Annotated in this window: 15 protein-coding genes and 1 riboswitch; of the genes, 12 read left to right on the top strand and 3 right to left on the bottom strand. The window is 52.0% G+C overall.

Annotation, left to right across the window (positions count from 1 at the left end):
- Positions 1-21: 21 nt before the first annotated feature.
- The 5 genes from atpA (at position 22) to ACTNCH_RS03875 (ending at position 4,796) form a co-directional block, all read left to right on the top strand.
- Complete coding sequence (atpA, locus tag ACTNCH_RS03895) at positions 22-1,551, top strand: F0F1 ATP synthase subunit alpha (protein ID WP_441014665.1); 1,530 nt, start codon at positions 22-24, stop codon at positions 1,549-1,551.
- 19 nt (positions 1,552-1,570) lie between these two features.
- Positions 1,571-2,428: an ATP synthase F1 subunit gamma gene (gene atpG / locus ACTNCH_RS03890; protein ID WP_441014666.1), complete on the top strand. Its 858-nt coding sequence runs from the start codon at positions 1,571-1,573 to the stop codon at positions 2,426-2,428.
- Positions 2,429-2,486: 58 nt separating this feature from the next.
- Positions 2,487-3,881, top strand: a complete 1,395-nt coding sequence (atpD, locus tag ACTNCH_RS03885) for a F0F1 ATP synthase subunit beta (RefSeq protein WP_441014667.1) — start codon at positions 2,487-2,489, stop codon at positions 3,879-3,881.
- A 12-nt stretch (positions 3,882-3,893) separates the two neighbouring features.
- On the top strand, positions 3,894-4,295 hold the full coding sequence (gene atpC / locus ACTNCH_RS03880; protein ID WP_441014668.1) for an ATP synthase F1 subunit epsilon: 402 nt from the start codon (positions 3,894-3,896) through the stop codon (positions 4,293-4,295).
- Between the two features lie 96 nt (positions 4,296-4,391).
- Positions 4,392-4,796: a hypothetical protein gene (locus tag ACTNCH_RS03875; protein ID WP_441014669.1), complete on the top strand. Its 405-nt coding sequence runs from the start codon at positions 4,392-4,394 to the stop codon at positions 4,794-4,796.
- A 62-nt stretch (positions 4,797-4,858) separates the two neighbouring features.
- On the opposite strand, the gene ACTNCH_RS03870 is transcribed toward ACTNCH_RS03875, so the two are convergent.
- Positions 4,859-5,659 (bottom strand): HAD family hydrolase, encoded by an 801-nt coding sequence (locus ACTNCH_RS03870; RefSeq protein ID WP_441014670.1) that lies wholly within the window; start codon positions 5,657-5,659, stop codon positions 4,859-4,861.
- 352 nt (positions 5,660-6,011) lie between these two features.
- On the opposite strand from ACTNCH_RS03870, the gene ACTNCH_RS03865 reads away from it, so the two are divergent.
- From ACTNCH_RS03865 to ACTNCH_RS03850, 4 genes are all read left to right on the top strand, one after another.
- Complete coding sequence (locus tag ACTNCH_RS03865) at positions 6,012-7,304, top strand: UDP-N-acetylglucosamine 1-carboxyvinyltransferase (protein WP_441016104.1); 1,293 nt, start codon at positions 6,012-6,014, stop codon at positions 7,302-7,304.
- Positions 7,305-7,367: 63 nt separating this feature from the next.
- A riboswitch (SAM riboswitch) is annotated at positions 7,368-7,469 on the top strand.
- Between the two features lie 93 nt (positions 7,470-7,562).
- Positions 7,563-8,750, top strand: coding sequence for a methionine adenosyltransferase (metK, locus tag ACTNCH_RS03860; protein WP_441014671.1), 1,188 nt, complete (start codon positions 7,563-7,565; stop codon positions 8,748-8,750).
- Positions 8,751-8,971: 221 nt separating this feature from the next.
- The gene (locus tag ACTNCH_RS03855; protein ID WP_441014672.1) at positions 8,972-9,496 is read left to right on the top strand and encodes a hypothetical protein; all 525 of its coding nucleotides are present in this window, start codon (positions 8,972-8,974) and stop codon (positions 9,494-9,496) included.
- A gap of 2 nt (positions 9,497-9,498) precedes the next feature.
- A complete protein-coding gene (locus ACTNCH_RS03850) occupies positions 9,499-11,226 on the top strand; it encodes a carbon starvation CstA family protein (protein WP_441014673.1) in 1,728 nt (575 codons plus the stop codon).
- 78 nt (positions 11,227-11,304) lie between these two features.
- On the opposite strand, the gene ACTNCH_RS03845 is transcribed toward ACTNCH_RS03850, so the two are convergent.
- Positions 11,305-12,054 carry an adaptor protein MecA gene (locus ACTNCH_RS03845; RefSeq protein ID WP_441014674.1) on the bottom strand — a complete coding sequence of 250 codons (750 nt, stop codon included), beginning with the start codon at positions 12,052-12,054 and terminating at the stop codon, positions 11,305-11,307.
- Between the two features lie 581 nt (positions 12,055-12,635).
- On the opposite strand from ACTNCH_RS03845, the gene ACTNCH_RS03840 reads away from it, so the two are divergent.
- Positions 12,636-14,423: a glycosyl hydrolase family 18 protein gene (locus ACTNCH_RS03840; protein ID WP_441014675.1), complete on the top strand. Its 1,788-nt coding sequence runs from the start codon at positions 12,636-12,638 to the stop codon at positions 14,421-14,423.
- Positions 14,424-14,506: 83 nt separating this feature from the next.
- Here the strand turns inward: ACTNCH_RS03840 and ACTNCH_RS03835 are convergent, their stop codons facing one another.
- Positions 14,507-15,070, bottom strand: coding sequence for a TetR/AcrR family transcriptional regulator (locus ACTNCH_RS03835; protein WP_441014676.1), 564 nt, complete (start codon positions 15,068-15,070; stop codon positions 14,507-14,509).
- A 161-nt stretch (positions 15,071-15,231) separates the two neighbouring features.
- On the opposite strand from ACTNCH_RS03835, the gene ACTNCH_RS03830 reads away from it, so the two are divergent.
- Both ACTNCH_RS03830 and ACTNCH_RS03825 read left to right on the top strand, forming a co-directional pair.
- On the top strand, positions 15,232-17,901 hold the full coding sequence (locus ACTNCH_RS03830) for a YhgE/Pip family protein (RefSeq protein WP_441014677.1): 2,670 nt from the start codon (positions 15,232-15,234) through the stop codon (positions 17,899-17,901).
- Positions 17,898-20,096 carry a YhgE/Pip family protein gene (locus ACTNCH_RS03825; protein WP_441014678.1) on the top strand — a complete coding sequence of 733 codons (2,199 nt, stop codon included), beginning with the start codon at positions 17,898-17,900 and terminating at the stop codon, positions 20,094-20,096. Before ACTNCH_RS03830 ends, ACTNCH_RS03825 begins: the two co-directional genes overlap by 4 nt.
- Positions 20,097-20,129: the final 33 nt, after the last annotated feature.

The following is a 20,129-nucleotide window of genomic DNA, read 5'->3' as shown; positions in this document are numbered from 1 at the left end:
TATAAGGATGGGAATGGAAACATGCAATTAAAACCAGAAGAAATCTCCAAGGTCATCCGCAGCCAGATCAAATACTATGACAATGCTATCCAGCAGAACGAAACCGGTACGGTTTTGATGGTTGGTGACGGTATTGCCAGAGCAAGCGGGCTTATCAACTGTATGGCCGGCGAGCTGCTGGAATTTGAGGACGGCAGCTTTGGTATGGCGCAGAACCTGGAAGAAAACAGCGTGTCCATCGTATTGTTCGGTTCCGATGAGAACATCAGCGAGGGTCAGACTGTAAAACGTACCGGCAAGGTCGTATCCGTTCCGGTCGGCGAAGCAATGATCGGACGTGTTGTCAACGCCCTGGGACAGCCTATCGACGGCGCAGGCCCCATTGTGACGGATACCTTCCGCCCGATTGAGAGCCCGGCTCCCGGAATCTGTGAGAGAAAGAGCGTATCCGAGCCGCTGCAGACCGGTATCAAGGCAATCGACTCCATGGTGCCGATTGGAAGAGGGCAGCGTGAGCTGATCATCGGCGACCGTCAGACCGGTAAGACTGCCATTGCGGTAGACACCATTATTAACCAGAAGGGACAGGACGTAATCTGTATCTATGTAGCCATCGGTCAGAAGCGTTCCACCGTAGCCAATCTGGTAGAGACTTTGACGAAAAACGGCGCCATGGATTACACCATGGTTGTAGCCGCGACTGCATCCGAGGCAAGCCCGCTGCAGTATATCGCGCCCTATTCCGGCTGTGCCATGGGCGAGTACTTTATGAATCAGGGAAAGCATGTGCTGATCATCTATGACGATCTGACCAAGCACGCGGTTGCGTACCGTGCACTCTCCCTGCTGATTCGCCGTCCGCCCGGCCGTGAGGCTTATCCGGGTGATGTATTCTATCTGCATTCCAGACTTCTGGAGCGTGCGGCGAAGCTGGATGACGCCCATGGCGGCGGTTCCCTGACGGCTCTGCCGATCATCGAGACCCAGGCCGGAGACGTATCCGCTTATATTCCGACCAATGTAATCTCCATCACGGACGGACAGATCTTCCTGGAGACCGAGCTGTTCCACTCCGGCGTTATGCCGGCGGTAAACCCGGGTATCTCCGTATCCCGAGTAGGAGGCAACGCTCAGATTAAGGCGATGAAGAAGGTAGCCGGAACCCTGAAGCTTCTGTATTCCCAGTACCGCGAGCTGCAGAGCTTTGCCCAGTTCGGTTCTGACCTGGATGCGGATACCAAGGCGCGTCTGGAGCAGGGAGCCCGTATCGTAGAGGTTCTGAAGCAGAACCAGAACGCCCCGGTTCCGGTAGAGAAGCAGGTAGCGATTCTGTATGCGGTTACCAAGGGAATCCTGATTCGGATCGATACCGAGGATGTAAAGGCATACGAGGCCGGTCTCTATACCTACCTGGATACCGACGCCACAGGCGCTGTGGCTATGCAGGAGATCCGTTCTACAGGTAAGCTGGAGGCGGATACAGAGGAGAAGCTGAAGAGCGCTCTGGAGGCTTATACAGAGCAGTTTCTGAATACAAAGCCTGAAAAATAAGTGATAGAGGAGGAAGCATATGGCTGCAAATATGAAAGCGGTGAAGCTGCGTATCCGAAGTGTGCAGAGCACCATGCAGATCACCAAAGCGATGGAACTTGTAGCATCCTCCAAACTGCGTAAAGCAAAGGAACGAGCAGAAACCTGCCGTCCTTATTTCCGGGAGCTTCATGAGACCCTGCAGGATATCGCCGACGGCAATACGGATTTCACATCTGTATATGTGCGGGAGGCAGATTCTGAGAAATGCTGCTATGTAGTCCTGGCGGGTGACCGCGGACTGGCCGGCGGCTACAATTCCAATATGTTCAAGGCTGTGGAAGCGGCCATGGAAGGAAAGGATTGTGTGGTGCTGCCCATCGGCAAGAAGGCTGTGGAGCATTACCGGAGAAAGGGAATTCCCTGTATCACAGAGAAGTACGCGGAGATCGAGGACGTCTCGGTAGCCAACTGCTTTGAGATGGCAAATATGCTTTGCAGGGAATTCAAAAACAAGGAATTCGGTCATATCGAGCTTTGTTATACAAAGTTCGTATCTATGCTGTCACAGCAGCCGGATATTATATCCATGCTGCCGTTGGCAGATCTGAGCAGAATGGAAGAGAAGAAGGAACCGGTGCGGAACCTGATTCTCTACGATCCCAGCGCGGAGGAGGTCTTTGACGCCATCGTGCCGGAGTATCTGGCGGGACTGATCTACGGCGGCGTCTGCGAGGCCCAGGCCAGCGAGCTGGCGGCCCGGAGAATGGCCATGGAGGCCGCTACCGGCAATGCGGAGGAAATGATCGAAAACCTGAACCTGTTTTATAACAGAGCCCGTCAGGCCAGCATAACGCAGGAAATCACAGAGATTGTTGGAGGTGCGGAAGGCATCTGATGAGGTGCGGGCGAAAGCCTGCAACCTGAACTAGGAATCAAAATAAGGAGATTCAGGAATGAGTGAAAAACACATTGGTGAAGTAGTGCAGATTACCGGACCGGTTCTGGACATCCGGTTCGCCCATGACGAGCTGCCTGCACTGCTGAACGCCATTGAAATCGATAACAACGGTACGAAGCTGACCGTTGAGGTGGCACAGCAGATCGGTGACAATACGGTCCGCTGTATCGCCATGAACTCCACTGACGGTCTGGTCAGAGGAGCAAAGGCCCTGGATACCGGCAAGCCCATCGAGGTTCCGGTAGGAGAGGAATGCCTTGGCCGTGTATTCAATCTTCTGGGCGATCCGGTAGACAATCAGCCGGCTCCGGAGGCAAAGGAGCACTGGTCCATTCACCGTCAGGCTCCGGCTTACGAGGAGCAGGTACCGGCTACCGAGATTCTGGAGACCGGTATCAAGGTTGTCGATCTGATTTGCCCCTACGCAAAGGGTGGTAAGATCGGTCTGTTCGGTGGTGCGGGAGTAGGTAAGACCGTCCTGATCATGGAGCTGATCCACAACGTAGCGACAGCTCACGGCGGTATTTCCGTATTTACCGGTGTAGGAGAGCGTACCCGTGAGGGTAACGACCTTTATAACGAAATGAAGGAGAGCGGCGTTATCGACAAGACCGCCCTGGTCTATGGTCAGATGAACGAGCCCCCCGGAGCGCGTATGCGTGTGGGTCTTTCCGGACTGACGATGGCAGAGTATTTCCGTGATGTGAAGAATCAGGACGTGCTTCTGTTTATTGACAATATTTTCCGTTTTACCCAGGCAGGATCCGAGGTGTCCGCTTTGCTTGGACGTATGCCGTCCGCAGTAGGTTACCAGCCGACTCTGGCTACGGAGATGGGTGCGCTGCAGGAGCGTATCACTTCCACCAGAAAGGGTTCCATCACTTCTGTTCAGGCCGTATATGTGCCTGCGGATGACCTGACTGACCCGGCTCCGGCTACTACCTTTACCCATCTGGACGCGACCACGGTACTTTCCCGTGAGATCAGTGCCCAGGGTATCTATCCGGCCGTTGATCCGCTGGATTCCACCAGCCGGATTCTGTCCCCGGAGATCGTAGGAACCGAGCATTATGAGGTTGCCCGTGCGGTACAGCAGGTACTGCAGCGTTATAAGGAGCTGCAGGATATCATCGCCATCATGGGTATGGACGAGCTGTCTGAAGAAGATAAGCAGACCGTAAACCGGGCGCGTAAGGTACAGCGTTTCCTGTCCCAGAGCTTCTCTGTGGCAGAGCAGTTTACCGGTATGCCGGGAAGCTATGTTCCGCTGAAGGAGACCCTGCGTGGCTTCCGTATGATTCTGGACGGCGAGTGCGACGAGATTCCGGAGAGCTGCTTCCTGATGGCAGGTACCATCGACGATGTATTTGAGAGAGCGAAGAATCTGTAAAGGAGGATGTCTATGAAGACTTTTCCATTACGAATCGGAACGCCGGACGGACTGCTTTTCGAAGGAGAGGCAGAGCGGATCGTGTGCAGGACGATGACCGGAGATCAGGCGATTCTGGCCGGACACAGTAATTTCTGTACGGCTCTCGGTATGGGACACGCCCATGTGGCGCTTCCGGACGGAAGTGTCCGGGAGGCAGCCTGCATCGGCGGTATGCTTTCTATGATGAACGGGACATGTCGTGTCATGGCGACTACCTGGGAGTGGAAAGAGGATATCGACGAGGAACGTGCGGAGAAAGCAAAGGCCCGCGCTGAGAAGCTTCTGGAGAATAAGAATCTTGACGAACGCGATTACCGCCTTGCGGAAGCGCGCCTGAAACGGGCGTTGCTCCGTCTGGATGTAAAAGGGTAAGGATGAATGGATGAAAACCGGATGTCCGGGTGTCTGTGGAGTGCAGGCGCACGAACACCCGGTTTTTTCATATACTACTACAAAAAGGATATTCCCATGAGATATTATGAGGAGCCGGGATCCGATTTCGGAATGTATCAGACGTATCCGTTTTACCCTTTCCTGCCATGGGAGGATGAAAAGACGCGGGATCAGAGACGCTTTCGGGAGCTGTATCCGGCGCTTGCAAGACGTATCCAGCCGCTGGTAGAGAAGGCCTGCGATATGCAGGAATACGAGGGCAGCTTTATGTTCGACGAGTATCCGGATCAGCTGATGCTGCGCCGGTTGAGCCGTAAAATTTATGATCAGCTGGATAAGAGCGCTTATCAGGACGATCTGATGATGCAGGAGGTAAATGGACGTAACTGGCTGGAGGATTTCGTAACGGTCATGCTGCTGAATGAGATGTACAGCCGCAGGTGCCGGAGACGGGAGCGGCGGTGCGGCGGATTGTTTTAGAAGAAAAGGCTTTACACCGTGCGTAATAGGGCAGGGTGTGAAGCCTTTTCTGAGACAATTTTTTAGTTTGCGAAATGCTCCCGTGCCTTGCGGATAGCCTGCGCCAGCCCGTCGTGATCGATATCGGCAGTCACATAATCTGCCATAGCCTGTACCTCCGGCATGGCATTTCCCATGGCGACGCCGAAGCCGGCGGCTTCGATGAGCTCCACATCGTTCATGCTGTCGCCGATGGCGACACAGTTTTCAAGAGTGGTGTGATAGTGCTCCAGAATCCGCCTGGCGCCCATGACCTTGCCATTTTCCCGGGGAATAATGTCCGCACCGCCCAGATTATCGCCCATATACAGCAGCTTGGTCTCCGGAAACTGAGTCTGCATATCCGCGATAACCTCCTTGGAATCCGCGATGAAAAAGGCGGGCAGCCGTTTATGATAGAGTTCGAGAAAGGCTTCCCCGCTTTTTGGCATTAGAGCCCTGCGCAGGGGAGAAGCATTTTCCAGGAGGCGTTCCAGATTCGAGACGTACCAGGTTCCATCGTAGCCGGACATCAGACAGTAATTTTTTTCCAGCACATAGTCCAGAATCCGCTTCTGCAGATCCGGATCAAAATATTTTTCCCAGACCAGCTCTCCCTCGATTTCAATCAGGGCGCCGTTGGAGCTGACCAGACAGTCCGGCGTAAAGCGGCCCTCAAATTCCGGAGGCAGATCGGAGCTTCGAAAGGCGCGGCCGCTGGCCAGAACGACCTTATAGCCGTCCTTTTGCAGCTGTTCCAGGGCAGCTACGGCACTTTCCGGAATACTCCAGGTCTGGTGGCTGAAAATCGTGTTATCATAATCAATAAAGAATACAGGTTTCATCAGAATCTCCTCGTTTATAGAATGTCAGATCATATAAAAACATTATAGTGTATTTGGAAAGGGAAGAAAAGAATACAAGTGGAAAATCGTATAAGTGATAGAGAGTTTTTCCCGTAAAACAGGCATTTTTCGTGAAATATACAGTATTTACAAATAAAAAGTTTGTGGTATACTTAACTAAGACTTGTAGCGGAGAATCCTGACATGCAGGATTCTCCATCATGTATAAAGAACTATGATTTCAGGAAAGCTAGAAGAGGGACAGGTATGCGTCCCCAGACAATAAACACAGAACATAAAACCAGGCCGCTTGAAGCGGCGACAGTAAGAAAACGGAGAAATGGGAGTTATTATGGATCAGTATGTGATTAAAGGTGGCAACCCCCTGGTAGGCGAAGTAGAGATTGGCGGAGCAAAGAATGCGGCGCTAGCGATTCTTGCCGCAGCGATTATGACAGATGAAACAGTTTTGATAGAGAATCTTCCGGATGTACGGGACATCAATGTCCTGCTGGAGGCCATGCAGCAGATCGGAGCGCAGGTGGAGCGCCTGGACCGTCATACGGCGAAGATTAACGGATCCAATATTGGCGACTACAGCGTGGATTATGAATATATCAAGAAGATCCGTGCTTCCTATTATCTTCTGGGCGCGTTGCTTGGCAAGTATAAGAAGGCGGAGGTTCCTCTTCCCGGCGGCTGCAATATCGGCAGCAGACCCATCGATCAGCACCTGAAGGGCTTCCGTGCCCTGGGCGCTGAGGTGAAGATTGAGTACGGTTCCATTATGGCAGAGGCGGCGAGACTGCACGGAAGCCATATTTATCTGGACGTGGTTTCTGTCGGAGCGACCATCAATATTATGATGGCGGCGGCGATGGCAGAGGGCAATACGGTCCTGGAAAATGCGGCCAAGGAGCCCCATGTGGTAGATGTGGCGAACTTCCTGAACAGTATGGGAGCCAATATCAAGGGTGCGGGTACCGATGTAATCCGTATCAAAGGCGTGGAGAAGCTCCACAGCACCGAGTATTCCATCATTCCGGATCAGATTGAGGCCGGCACCTTTATGTTTGCCGCAGCGGCAACCCGCGGCGATGTGACTGTAAAGAATGTGATTCCGAAGCACCTGGAGGCTACCACCTCCAAGCTGCTGGAGATTGGCTGTGAGATCGAAGAGCTGGACGACGCGGTTCGTGTAGTTTGTTCCAAGGGACTTCGCAGCACCAATGTAAAGACACTGCCTTATCCGGGCTTTCCGACGGATATGCAGCCCCAGATCACGGCAACTCTGGCGCTGGCCAAGGGCAGCAGTATTGTGACCGAAAGCATTTTCGAAAACCGGTTTAAATATGTAGACGAGCTGGCCCGTATGGGAGCCAATATCAAGGTGGAGGGCAATACGGCTATTATCGACGGCGTGGAGCGCTATACAGGCGCAAGAGTGTCCAGTCCGGATCTCCGTGCAGGGGCGGCGCTGGTTATCGCAGGCCTGGCAGCGGACGGTATCACCATCGTGGACGACATTCACTATATCGAGCGCGGATACGAGCGCTTCGATGAAAAGCTCCGTTCTCTGGGAGCAGAGATGGAGAAGGTTGGCGATGAGAGGGAAATTCAGAAATTTCGCCTGAGAGTGGGTTGACAAAACACCCGGAGTAGTGTAATGTATAGCACGAGATAAACAAATTGAATATTGTCTTACTTTCTCTTATTCAGAGTGATGGAGATACAAAGGATCTGTGAAGTCACGGCAACCCCGCGGACGCGGAAGGTGCCAACCTGAGCGAGTTGAATCGAACAATAAGAGGATTTGGTTATCGTGATATAAACAGGTCCGCTTGAACATCAGCGGACCTTAACTTTTGCAAAAAAACAAATCAGAAGAAGAAAGGAAGAGACCATGGAAAAATTATTATTTACCTCAGAATCTGTAACAGAAGGCCATCCGGACAAAATCTGTGATCAGATTTCCGATGCCATTCTTGACGCCCTGCTGGAGCAGGATCCCATGAGCCGCGTAGCCTGCGAGACCTCTACCACCACAGGCCTGGTGCTTGTCATGGGTGAGATTACCACCAAGGGCTATGTAGACATTCAGAAAATCGTTCGCGACACCGTTCGCGAGATCGGCTATGACCGTGGAAAATACGGCTTTGACGCAGACAACTGTGCAGTTATCACCGCCATTGACGAGCAGTCCACCGATATCGCCATGGGCGTCAATAAGGCCCTGGAGGCGAAGGAGCATCTCATGAGCGAGGACGAGATCGAGGCCATCGGCGCAGGCGATCAGGGTATGATGTTCGGTTATGCGGTTAATGAGACTCCGGAGCTGATGCCCTATCCCATTGCGCTGGCGCATAAGCTGGCTCTTCAGCTGACCAGGGTTCGTAAAGACGGCACTCTGACCTACCTTCGCCCCGACGGCAAGACCCAGGTAACCGTAGAGTATGACGAGAACGGCAAGCCCTTCCGTCTGGACGCTGTGGTTCTGTCTACCCAGCACAGCGAGGAGGTTACCCAGGAGCAGATTCATGAGGATATTAAGAAATATGTCTTTGATCCGATCCTTCCGGCAGAGATGGTAGACGAGAACACCAAGTTCTTCATCAACCCCACCGGACGTTTCGTGATCGGCGGACCCCATGGAGACAGCGGATTGACCGGCCGTAAGATCATCGTAGATACCTACGGCGGAATGGCGCGCCACGGCGGCGGAGCCTTCTCCGGTAAGGATTGTACCAAGGTAGACCGTTCCGCGGCTTACGCGGCGCGTTATGTGGCGAAGAATATCGTAGCGGCAGGCCTGGCTGACAAGTGTGAGATTCAGCTTTCCTACGCCATCGGCGTAGCCCGTCCTACCTCCATCAACGTAGAGACCTTTGGTACCGGAAAACTGTCTGACACAAAGCTGGTGGAGATTATCCGCGAGAACTTTGATCTGCGTCCGGCAGGCATTATCCGTATGCTGGATCTGCGCAGACCGATCTACAAGCAGACGGCAGCTTACGGTCATTTCGGACGGACCGATCTGGATCTGCCCTGGGAGAAGACCGACAAGGCAGAAGCTCTGAAAAAATATCTGTAAAGCATCGGAAAAATAAAAAAGTGTAACAAAAAGGATCACGGCAGAAGCTCTGCTGTGATCCTTTTTTTGCCATTTTTTGTTGAAAACCAGACAAGTTCATGAAAAAAAGTGGAAAAAATTACTTGAAAAGTATTGCAACGATACTTAAAAAGTATTATACTGTAAAAAGTTTTTTAGAAAGTTTATCAATTTTTTAGAATTTACGAAAGAGTTAGCAGCTTATGGAGTATACAAGAGAGGCGGCCATTGAACGGCTGCTAAAAAGCTATCAGACTTATTATGATATCCACCTGCCGGAGGACGGCACCCCTGTGACAGCCCGCTGCGATTACTTCGAGCATTCGGAGCGATACGTGCTGTCGAAGAAGGCGGAGCTCTGGTCGGCAGACAATGAGGAGTTCCTTTACCTGGTGGATATTCCGCACCTGACCCTGGAGCTTTACGAGAAGTGGAGAGCCTATATCCAGGAGGACGGGATGCAGCGGATTCAGGTGGGGCCGGGGCATATGGCTTCTTATATCACGCCGGTATTCGTCTGCGATACCTGCGACGAGGACGCGAGAAGGGCATTGAAGAAATGCCGCATTTCCAAAAGTTTTCATTTTTCACTGCATGGCTGGATGGAGCACCGCACTGCGGCAATCCAGGTTTCCACAGGACAGATAGACGCCAATGGAAGCGGCCGTCAGACAGCGAAAATTTTGAAAAATATTTTATATCCTAAGAAAAAGAAAGGGAGTATGTAATCATGAATTCACTGGTACTTCTTATCATCTGTGTCGCAATCCTGATTGCAGGCTATATCTGCTACGGCGGCTGGCTCTGTAAGCAGTGGGGCGTAGGTGACAGCAAAACGGAGACTCCGGCTCACACCATGGAGGACGGCGTAGACTACGTTCCGGCAAAGGCTCCGGTTCTGATGGGACATCATTTTTCTTCTATCGCAGGCGCAGGCCCTATTACAGGCCCCATTGGTGCGGCAATGTTCGGCTGGCTGCCGGTAACCCTCTGGGTTCTGGTTGGCGGTATTTTCTTCGGAGGCGTCCATGACTTCGGCGCGCTGTTTGCGTCTGTCCGCAACAAAGGACAGTCCATCGGTGAGATTATCTCCTCCAATATGAGCAAGCGCGCAAAGCAGCTGTTCATCATCTTCTCCTACCTGACCCTGATTCTGGTGGTGGCAGCCTTTGCTTCGATCGTAGCGTCTACCTTCGGCGCTGTATACGATGAAAGCGGCGCCCTGAATCTGGCGGCGTCCGAGACTCCGGCTACTGTAGCCATGATCTCCATGCTGTTCATCGTCATTGCGATTGTATTTGGCTTCTGTGTATACCGCCGGAATATGCCCATGGGTATCGCTTCCGTAGTCGGCGTACTGGCTATCGTTCTTATCATGGCAGTCGGTATGAATTTCCATCCGATTTACCTGTCCACTAAGACATGGATGTGGATTGTAGGCATCTATATCGCCATCGCTTCTGTAACGCCGGTATGGATCTTGCTGCAGCCCCGTGACTACCTGAGCTCCTTCCTGCTTTACGCAATGTTGGCAGTGGCGTTCTTCGGTGTCGTTGTGGCGCATCCGACCTTTGACAGCACCTTCCCGGCAGTGACCAGCTTCGCTGTAGATAATGGAAATGGTGTGCAGTATATGTTCCCGGTTCTGTTCACTACGGTTGCCTGCGGCGCGATTTCTGGTTTCCATTCTCTGGTATCCTCCGGAACTACATCCAAGCAGCTGGACAGAGAAAAAGACGCAAAGCCCATCGCTTACGGCGGAATGCTTCTGGAGTGCGTGCTTGCAATCCTGACTCTGTGCGCTATCGGCTATGCTTATAAGTGGAACGCAGCCCATCCGGATGCAGCTCTGACCGGAGCAACCGCTATCTTCGGCGGCGGTATCGCCCACATGATCGATGATGTAATCCCGGGAAGCTACAGTATCCTGAATTCCCTTCTGGTGCTGACCTATTCCGCGTTCTGTCTGACTTCTCTGGATACGGCTACCCGTCTGGCACGTTTCATGTTCCAGGAGTTCTGGCTTGAGCCTGGCGAGACCGCAAAGGATGTAAAGGAAGGCTGGAAGAAGGTTATGGTAAATCCCTACTTCGCCACCATCCTGACAGTAGTTCTGGGTATCCTGCTTGGTATGACAGGCTACGCAAAAATCTGGGGTCTGTTCGGAGCCGCTAACCAGCTTCTGGCCGGCATCGGTCTTCTGGCCGTAGCTACCTGGCTTGGCAACGCAGGCAAGAACAATAAGATGTTCCTGATCCCGATGACCTTCATGATTGTCGTAACCATCTGCTCTCTGTGCCTGACGGTAAAGAACCAGATCGGCATGATTGCGGCAGGCGGCGCAGACTGGGGTCCCTGGGCGCAGATCATCTTTGGTATCCTTCTGATTATTCTGGCAATCGTCCTGGTAATCGAGGGCGTTCAGACATTGAAGAACCCGAAGAAAGTGGCGGCATAAAACTTTTTGAAAAGAATGTACAAAAAAGGAATCCTTTTTACGGGATTCCTTTTTGGCGTTCTGTTTTAAAGTTTGGTTTTACAGTCCGGCCAGCTTCTGCAAAGCCTCGCCTGCGACCATCAGTTCCTCGTGCTCGGACAGATAAGCCTCTCCGGCGGAGGAGTACTTTTCATTGGTGCCGTACTCAGAGAGAATGTTGGAAATCTTGTTGAATTCCTCCGGCGTATGGCTGCTCTTGTGGATAATCAGGCAGTAGTCGCCGCCGCGCTTCATGCGGTAGAGGGAGTTCTGTCCCTGGTAGAAGCCCTGAAGCACATGGGCCGCGTCAATGACCGTATCCAGATCCGGGAAGGAATACAGGCGGGTCAGGTCAATCTCGGAAGCGAGAGAGACCGCTTTTTCTGCTTCTTCCTCCTTGCTGGAGGTGGTAACCTCTTTGAGTTTTTTATCAATGAGCTTCTTAAATATATCCAGCACATTGTCGGCGCCCTCCGGCAGGAGATCGCCTAAGTCGCTGACCTCTTCCGAAGCGCTGTCGCCGCCCGGCGCGAATTTCGCGAAGCGGGTATCCAGCTCCTCCGGATCCTCTACCTTGGTAATGATCAGGACGATACATTCGTTGGGCAGGGGGATCGCTTCAATCATCAGCGGAATATTGTCGGCCTCGAAACCAAATTCGATGGCTGCCTGCTGCATCATATCCCGGAACAGCTCCTTGGCCTTTTCTGTACCGTAGGCCAGCTCACTGAGCTTGATCTGACGGTTGTTTAGGTCATCTCTGGTCAGGGTGCAGCGTATCTGGTTATCGTTTATCTTTTCTAGCTTCATATATCCTCACATCCTTTTTATTACTTTCATCATCTGACGGTTTCAGATGACCGTAAAAAGGTTTCGCTTCTATTATATACATATTCTCTGGGATATACAAGAATGAATCTCCCATCTGAATATGAAAAAAGTTGTTTTTTTATGAAAATTTCATAAATTTTCCAAAAAGCTTGCGCTGACCGGAAAAATCAGGTTATAATGAATACGGAAAAGCCGCCCGGAGGAAGGGAGGCAGCAAAGTGTTTTATTTTATCACAGGCCTGTGTAAGCCGGGCTTTTACCATCTGGGTAACTGTATTTTTCAGGCGTCAAGTCGACGCGATTTCCACGATTGACAGATAAAAGAGTTTCAGAAAGAGGAAGGCGCGGTCTTTTCCGGAATAATATATCACGAACTCCTTTTGGGGAGCGGATGGCTGCGGTCCGAAGCAGAAAAACAGGCGAGGCCCCTCCGAGCCGGACAGATCGGACCGCAGAAATATCCGCCCGGGTAACGGGCAGAAAAATTGCGGCAATGTGTCGAAAATGGGTGACGGGAAGAAAAAATTCTGTTATGATAGAGCCAATAGGAGGTTTCTGCTATGGCAACGACAAGAAAAAAGAGACGAAGAAGATCGCGCAGAAGAAGCGCAGCGCCGATGCTGGCCATATTTGTGCTGATAGTACTGATTCTGGCAGGCGTGCTGTTCGCGTTCCTGTATGAGAAATATAGCCCTTCCAAGGAGCGTATGAGCTGGAATACCTATTATGAGGTGACCACCGACGACGAAGCGGCAGTGATTTTAAATGATCAGATGATGGATTTTAAGGCCAGGGTGATTGACGGCGAGCCCTATGTGACCACCGATACCCTGTATGATTACCTGAATTCCCGTTTTTACTGGGACTCCCAGGAGAATCTTTTGCTGTATACGACGCCGACCGAGCTGATTACGGCTTCCGTGGGAAGCAATTCCTACACGGTGGCCAAGCAGTCTTATACGGAGAATTACACTCCGGTGAAGGTGGACGGCGATACGGCGTATGTGGCTTTGCAATACATTCAGAAGTATACCGGTATGCAGTATGAGCTTTTGACGGATCAGGTAAACCGCGTGGTGATCCGGACGAAGTTTGGCGCAGCCGATACGGCGACGGTAAAGAAAAACGGCAATGTCCGTTACCGGGCAGGCATTAAGAGTCCGATCCTGACTGACGTATCCAAGGGAGATACCCTGTATCTGCTGGAAGAGACGGAGGATGTGGGCGACTGGACCAAGGTCCGCACCGCGGACGGCTTTATCGGCTATATCCGCAACAAGTATCTGGGACAGAAGGGTCAGGAGACTACCGAGTCCAACTATACGGAGCCGGAGTACGCGCATATTTCCAAGGATTACACCATCAATATGGCATGGCATCAGGTGACCAATGCGGACGCCAACAGCAAGGTGCTGGAGACCATCGCCAATACCAAGGGGCTGACTACCATTTCCCCCACCTGGTTCTTCCTGAAGGACGACGACGGCAATATCGATTCCCTGGCCAGTCAGACTTATGTAAACTACTGCCATCAGAATAATATTGAGGTGTGGGCGCTTGTGGAGGATATCACCCACAAGGATACGATTACCGATCAGGAGATTTTGTCCCGGACTTCTTCCAGACAGCGGCTGGTCAGCAATCTGATTGCCAAGGCCATTGAGTTTGATCTGGACGGTATCAATGTGGATTTTGAGTATATTAAGGAAGATTCTGCCAAGGGCTATGTGGAGTTCCTGCGGGAGCTGTCTATCATGTGCCGTCTGAATGGGATCATTCTTTCGGTGGACAATTACCGCCCGGCAGCCCACAACCGCTTCTATAACCTGGAGGAGCAGGGCGTGGTAGCCGATTACGTGGTTATCATGGGATATGACGAGCACTACGCAGGCTCTGAGGAAGCCGGAAGCGTGGCCAGCCTGAACTGGGTGCGTGAAGGCATCGAGGAAACCCTGAAATCTGTTCCGGCAGAGCGGGTAATCAATGCGGTTCCCTTCTATACCAGACTGTGGGAGGAGCGACCGAAGACAGCGGAGGAGCTGGCGCAGGAGTCCGATACGGACGAGTATGTGGCGAATGTGGTGAGCAGCAAGGCCTATGGCATGGACGCCATTGACAAGATTCTGGCTGCCAACGGGGCGGAGAAGACCTGGGACGAGACCACAGGCCAGTATTACGCCGAGTATGTGGCAGACGGTAAGACCTATAAGGTCTGGCTGGAGGAAGAGGAGTCCATCGCGCTGAAGGCGGCTCTGATGAAGGAATATAATCTGGCAGGTATCTCTGCATGGAAGCTGGGCTTCGAACGGCAGGATATCTGGGATACGATTTTGAAGTATGTGAATTAAGTGTTATTAACCAGAACAGCATAAAAAAGACAGAAAAGCGTGATTGTCAAGCTTTTCTGTCTTTTTTCGTCCGTAAATCAGGCCTAGAGCTTTTCCGGTTTTCGGATTCCGTGGGCGGTGGCTTCGCCGGAGATGCGGGCCAGCTCCGACAGGGGGAGCGTAAGCTCGCCACGGAGCCATGCCACATAGACAGCCATGACTCCGGATACAAAGTATTCTGCGTAAAGGCGCAGCTCCTGTACCGGAAAATCCACCTTGTCTTTGTAGACTGCTACGGTTTCATGAACCACAATGCGCTTTACCTCTGTCCAGAAGAAGGTTTCCGGATTTTCAATGGAGATAAAACGATAGAATTCGATATCCGGTTCCATCAGCTGATTCAGACACTGGAACAATACGTCTGTCTCGAAGGGGTTGGAAAAGAATCTTTTTTTGTCCAGAATATGAAGCAGCTCATCGATCTTGCGCCGGGTGGCGTCCCGCATGACATCCTCCAGGGATTCATAGTGGAGATAGAAGGTTTTGCGGGCAATATTGGCCCGCTGAGCCAGCTCGGAAACGGTAATCTTCTGATCTTTTTTTTCTACAATCAGTTCCAGATAGGCGTCCATGATAGCGTCGCGTGTTTTTGTCACTCTTTTATCCATTTATCTTTACTCACTTTATTCTCAGCTGTGTAGTATGTTACGAAACGGGACATACTGGTAATTGCTCTTTGATTTTTTTTTATTATAATATATTCTTTAGTGAAAGATCAACGAGTATTAACGGAGATTTGGTTTTATTTTGCAAGAGGAGACGGAGTTCGATGAGAAAAATGATGGAAATTTTCAAAAGAGATATCCGCCGGATTGGAAAGAGCCCGGCGGCGATCATAGTAGCGGTGGGAATGTGTATCATTCCGGCTCTGTACGCCTGGTTTAATATCGCGGCAAACCGGGATCCCTACGGGAATACGGCCAACATTAAGGTCGCTGTGGCCAACAATGACGTGGGGGCGGAAAACAGAAAGCGTACCCTGAAGGCGGGAGAGCAGATTCTGGAACAGATGGAGGATAACGACGATCTGGGCTGGGTATTTACCGATGAGGAGGATGCTGTGGAGGGCGTCAAATCCGGCAAATATTACGCGGCGATTGTGATCCCGGAGACCTTCAGCGCGGATCTTTTGCAGATCGAGGACGGAACCCTCGGTTCTCCGGAGATAACATATTATGTAAACGAGAAGAAGAATGCGGTAGCGCCGAAGATCACCAATACGGGATCCACCACGATCCAGAGTAAGATTGAAGAGGAATTCTATAAGGTGGCTTCGGAAACCATCGCAGAGGAGCTGCAGGATCTGGGCGTCTCCCTGTCCGACGATCTGGAAACCACCAACGACAATATTCTGGGCATGATCGCGGACGCCCGGGACAATTTTGACGAGTACCAGAAGGTTCTGGCAGATTTCCAGGCAACCATCAGCCAGGGAACCACGCAGATTGAGCATGGCCAGGGAACGCTGGTAAAAGCGGTGAAGGCGGCAGACGCAGGCAGCACGGCACTGCAGGACGCGAAGGATCTGCTGAAGAGCAGCCGGAAGAATGTGAGAAGCTTTGGCACTGCTTTCGATCAGAGTCTCAGCGATGGGGAAAGCCTGCTCAACAGCGTATATGGCACGGCTTCTGTGAAGCTGACCGGTCTGGAGACAACGGCTTCTCAGGCACAGCAGCTGATCACGGCAGGAAAGACTTATAGTGACAAGATCAATACAGACAGTCAGGCGGCGCTGGATAATCTGGCCGGTGTCGTGGCGGTATTGGGACCGCAGCTGGAGGCGCAGAAGGCAGATCTGCAGGCAAAGCTTACTACGGTAGAGGGAATGCTTGCGGCAACTCCTGACAATGCGGAACTGCTGGCTAAGAAGGCGGCTATCGAAAAGGGGCTGCAGGATCTGCAGAGCAGCGCGGACGCACTGACCCAGCTTCAGAACGGTCTGACCAATTTACAGGCACAGAACGCGGTGCTAGGCACGGCGCTGGATAATTTCAACACCAGCAGCTCAGAACTGACGGAAGTGATGACAACAATTAAAACCTCCAAGGAGCAGATGGATAAGGTTCTGACGCAGGGAAAAACCACGCTTCGTGATTTACGCTCCGGTCTGAACGACAATCTGATGCCGGGACTTCATTCCGCTCTGGATACCGTATCCGGCGTTAGCGGGGATCTGAAGTCTACACTGGAGCATGCGTCCGCCACAGCGGATCAGATGCAGGGCGTTATGGATCAGCTGAGCAAGAGCCTGAACGAGGGATCCGATGCCCTGGGTAAGACCGGGGATACCCTGTCCAACCTGGATGAGCGTCTGGCCGGAATCCAGAACGATCTGGAGACCCTGCGTGCTTCTGACGCGTATAAGGATATTCTGGATCTGCAGGAAATCGATCCGGATGCAGTTTCCGAATTTATGACTTCACCCATCGAGCTGACCACGACCACCTTTTATGAGGTGGAGGATTACGGCTCCGGCATGACGCCCTTCTATACGAATCTGGCGCTGTGGGTAGGCGGTATGGTTCTGATCGCGCTGCTGAAGCAGGAGGTGGATGAGGACGAGAAGGTGAAAAAGTTCACTCTGAATCAGGCGTATTTTGGCCGGAAGCTGATCTTTATCCTCCTGTCTGTGATACAGTCCCTGATTATCTGTCTGGGAGATGTGTATCTTCTGAAGGTGCAGTGTATGCATCCGGGACTTTTTGTCCTGACAGGCGTGGTGGCAGGCTTGATTTACCTGAGTCTGATTTACGCTGTTACATCAGCCTTTAAGCATATCGGCCGCGCGATTTTCGTGTTCCTGGTTATCATTCAGATTCCGGGTGCTACGGGAACCTTCCCGGTGGAAATGATGGGCGGCTTCTACAAGGCCATTTACCGGCTGATGCCCTTTACCTACAGCAATGGTGCCATGCGTGAGTGCATCGGCGGCCTGTATTACAACACCTGGCTTAGGGATATGGGAATCCTGGCAGCGTATCTGTTGCTGTCCCTGTTTATCGGCGTGGGGCTGCGGCCATTGCTTCTGAACCTGAACGCGCTGTTTGACCGGAAGCTTGCAGAGGCGGATTTAATTATTTATGAAGAAAATAATAAGACCAGTGATCTGACGCCGGAGCTGATTGCGAGGGCGCTGCAAAGCGACAGAGAAGCCCGGGAAGCATATTGTGAACGCGCGGCACGCTTTGAGAAGCGGTATCCCGTACGGAAGCGGTTTGGCTTCCTTGCCATGGCAGTGATGCCGCTGATTTTCCTGGTTCTGATGTTCAGCGTAGAATCCAAGCTGATCTTCCTGGTGCTTTGGATTTGCACGCTGATCGGGGTGTCCCTGTATCTGATCTGGCTGGAATATCACCACGAGCGGATGCAGAAGCAGCTGAAGCTGCAGGGCTTTTCTGACGGAGAGTTGCTGGCAGCACTGAAGGAGGATCGGGCATGAAAAACATCATAGAGATTTTTTTAAGAGATGTACGAAAAATTAAAACAAACACGATTGCTCTGATTATTATGATCGGTATTCTGGTGGTGCCGACGCTTTATGCCTGGTTTAATATCGGCGGAAGTTGGGATCCCTATGAGAATACCTCCGGAATTAAGATTGCGGTGGCCAGTGACGACGCAGGCTATCAGGGCGAGCTGCGGGCGTTGGATATCAATCTGGGCGATAAGATCCTGACCTATTTCCATGAAAATGACGAGATGGACTGGGTGTTCACAGACAGCAAGGAGGCAGTGGAGGGTACCAAATCCGGTAAATATTACGCGGCTATCGTGGTACCGGAGAGCTTCAGCGAGGATATGATGACCTTATTTTCCGTGGACAAGGAGTTGAAAAATCCGGAGCTTCAGTATTACGCCAACGGTAAGAAAAACGCCATTGCTTCCATTGTGACGGAGAAGCGGGCGGATACGGTACAGAGCGAGGTCAGCGAGAAGTTTGTAAAGGCGGTAGCCAAGTCGGTTCTGGAAGCCATGAAGACTGTCGTGAACGTGGCAGACGAAGCGGAACAGTCGGATCTGGTGGATAACCTGATCGCCAATCTGGATGATATTTCTTCGGATTTGACAGCGGCGGTGGGAACACTGGACGCCTTTGAGAGTATGGCCTCTGCGACACAGACTATGCTGGATACCACGTCCACGTTCCTGAAGGATACCCAGACCCGTTCCGATGGGGATCTGGATTCCCTGAGCACCCTTGAAGGAACCGTGGATGACGTTAAGAGCGCCATGGACGGAACGACGGAGAAGCTGAATGAGGCGCTGAAATCCAGTGCGGCCCTGTATCAGGAAATGACGAAGGCTGTGCAGCAGGGAATTCAGTCTGCTATGACCTCCGACGATATGAATGCGCTGAAGGCAACCCTGAATGAGGCAAATACAAAGCTCGATCTGGTTATTACCGGTTACAGCGCAGCGGCAGACGATCTGACCAAAGCCAATACAATCCTGGCAGCCCAGGGGCTGGATGTGGGTCTTGGAACTGTCATTTCGGACTTAAGGAATACGGTAGTGCTGATGCAGACGCTGAAATCCGGTCTGGGAGAGGCAGTCACCGCTGTGATCAGTATGACAACCGATGCGGCGGCAGCCCAGAAGGAGCTGGACGGAATCCTTGCGGAAATGGCCAAAAATTCGGCCGCTGTCCAGAAGGACTATGAGGATAATGTGAAGGGCGCGCTGGACGATCTGTCCGGTTCTGTGGCAAAGGCAGACTCCCGGGTATCCAAGCTTCTGGATTCCATGGACGATGGCCTGGACGGTATCTATAAGCTCTCGGATTCCACAGAGTCTGATCTGGCAAAGCTGCAGAAGACCTTGCAGACCTCCGGTCAGCTTCTGAGCCGGGGCGCGGCGGATCTGACAGATCTGGCAGACCGTCTGCGGGATGAGCAGAGCCGTGACAGCCTGGATATCATCGACGCTTTGCTGGACGAGGATCTGGATGTGGTAGGCAGCTTTATCTCCACACCGGTGGAAATCACGAAGGAGCAGGTCTATGAGGTAGAAAATTATGGTTCCTCCATGGCTCCCTTCTATACGACGCTGGCTATCTGGGTCGGCGGCGTGGTGATGGCTGCCATGCTGAAAGCAGGCGTCCGGGAAAAAGAGCTGATTGGCCTGACGAATGTAAAAAATTACCAGAAATATCTGGGAAGATATCTGCTGTTCCTGATTCTGGGACTGCTGCAGGCGACCCTGATTTGTCTGGGCGATCTGTATTTCCTGGGAATCCAGTGCAAGAGCCCGCTGCTGTTCCTGCTGGCAGGCTGGGTCAGCAGCCTGGTGTATGTAAATATCGTTTACACCCTCTGTGTTTCCTTTGGAGATATCGGAAAAGCGATCAGCGTGATTCTGATGGTTCTCCAGGTGGCGGGTACCGGCGGCAACTTCCCCATCGAGCTGGCTCCGGCTTTCTTCCAGAAGCTGTATCATGCCCTGCCCTTCGTGTACAGCATGAACGCCATGCGTGAGACGGTGGCAGGCTTCTATGGCAATTTCTATTGGGAACAGCTGGGAACCCTGCTTCTGTACCTGATTCCGTCGCTGCTTCTGGGGCTGGTTCTCCGGATGCCGATAATCAAATGGAATGAGCATTTTGAGGAAAAGCTGGAAAGCACCCACCTGTTTTAACGGGGACGGGAAAGAATAAAGGAAATCCGTCAT

Source organism: Candidatus Merdisoma sp. HCP28S3_D10 (assembly GCF_052065835.1).
In the GTDB taxonomy this organism is placed as follows: Bacteria; Bacillota; Clostridia; order Lachnospirales; family Lachnospiraceae; genus Laedolimicola.
Note: the sequence above shows the minus strand (reverse complement) of the source record. Positions and strands in the feature narration are given on the sequence as shown.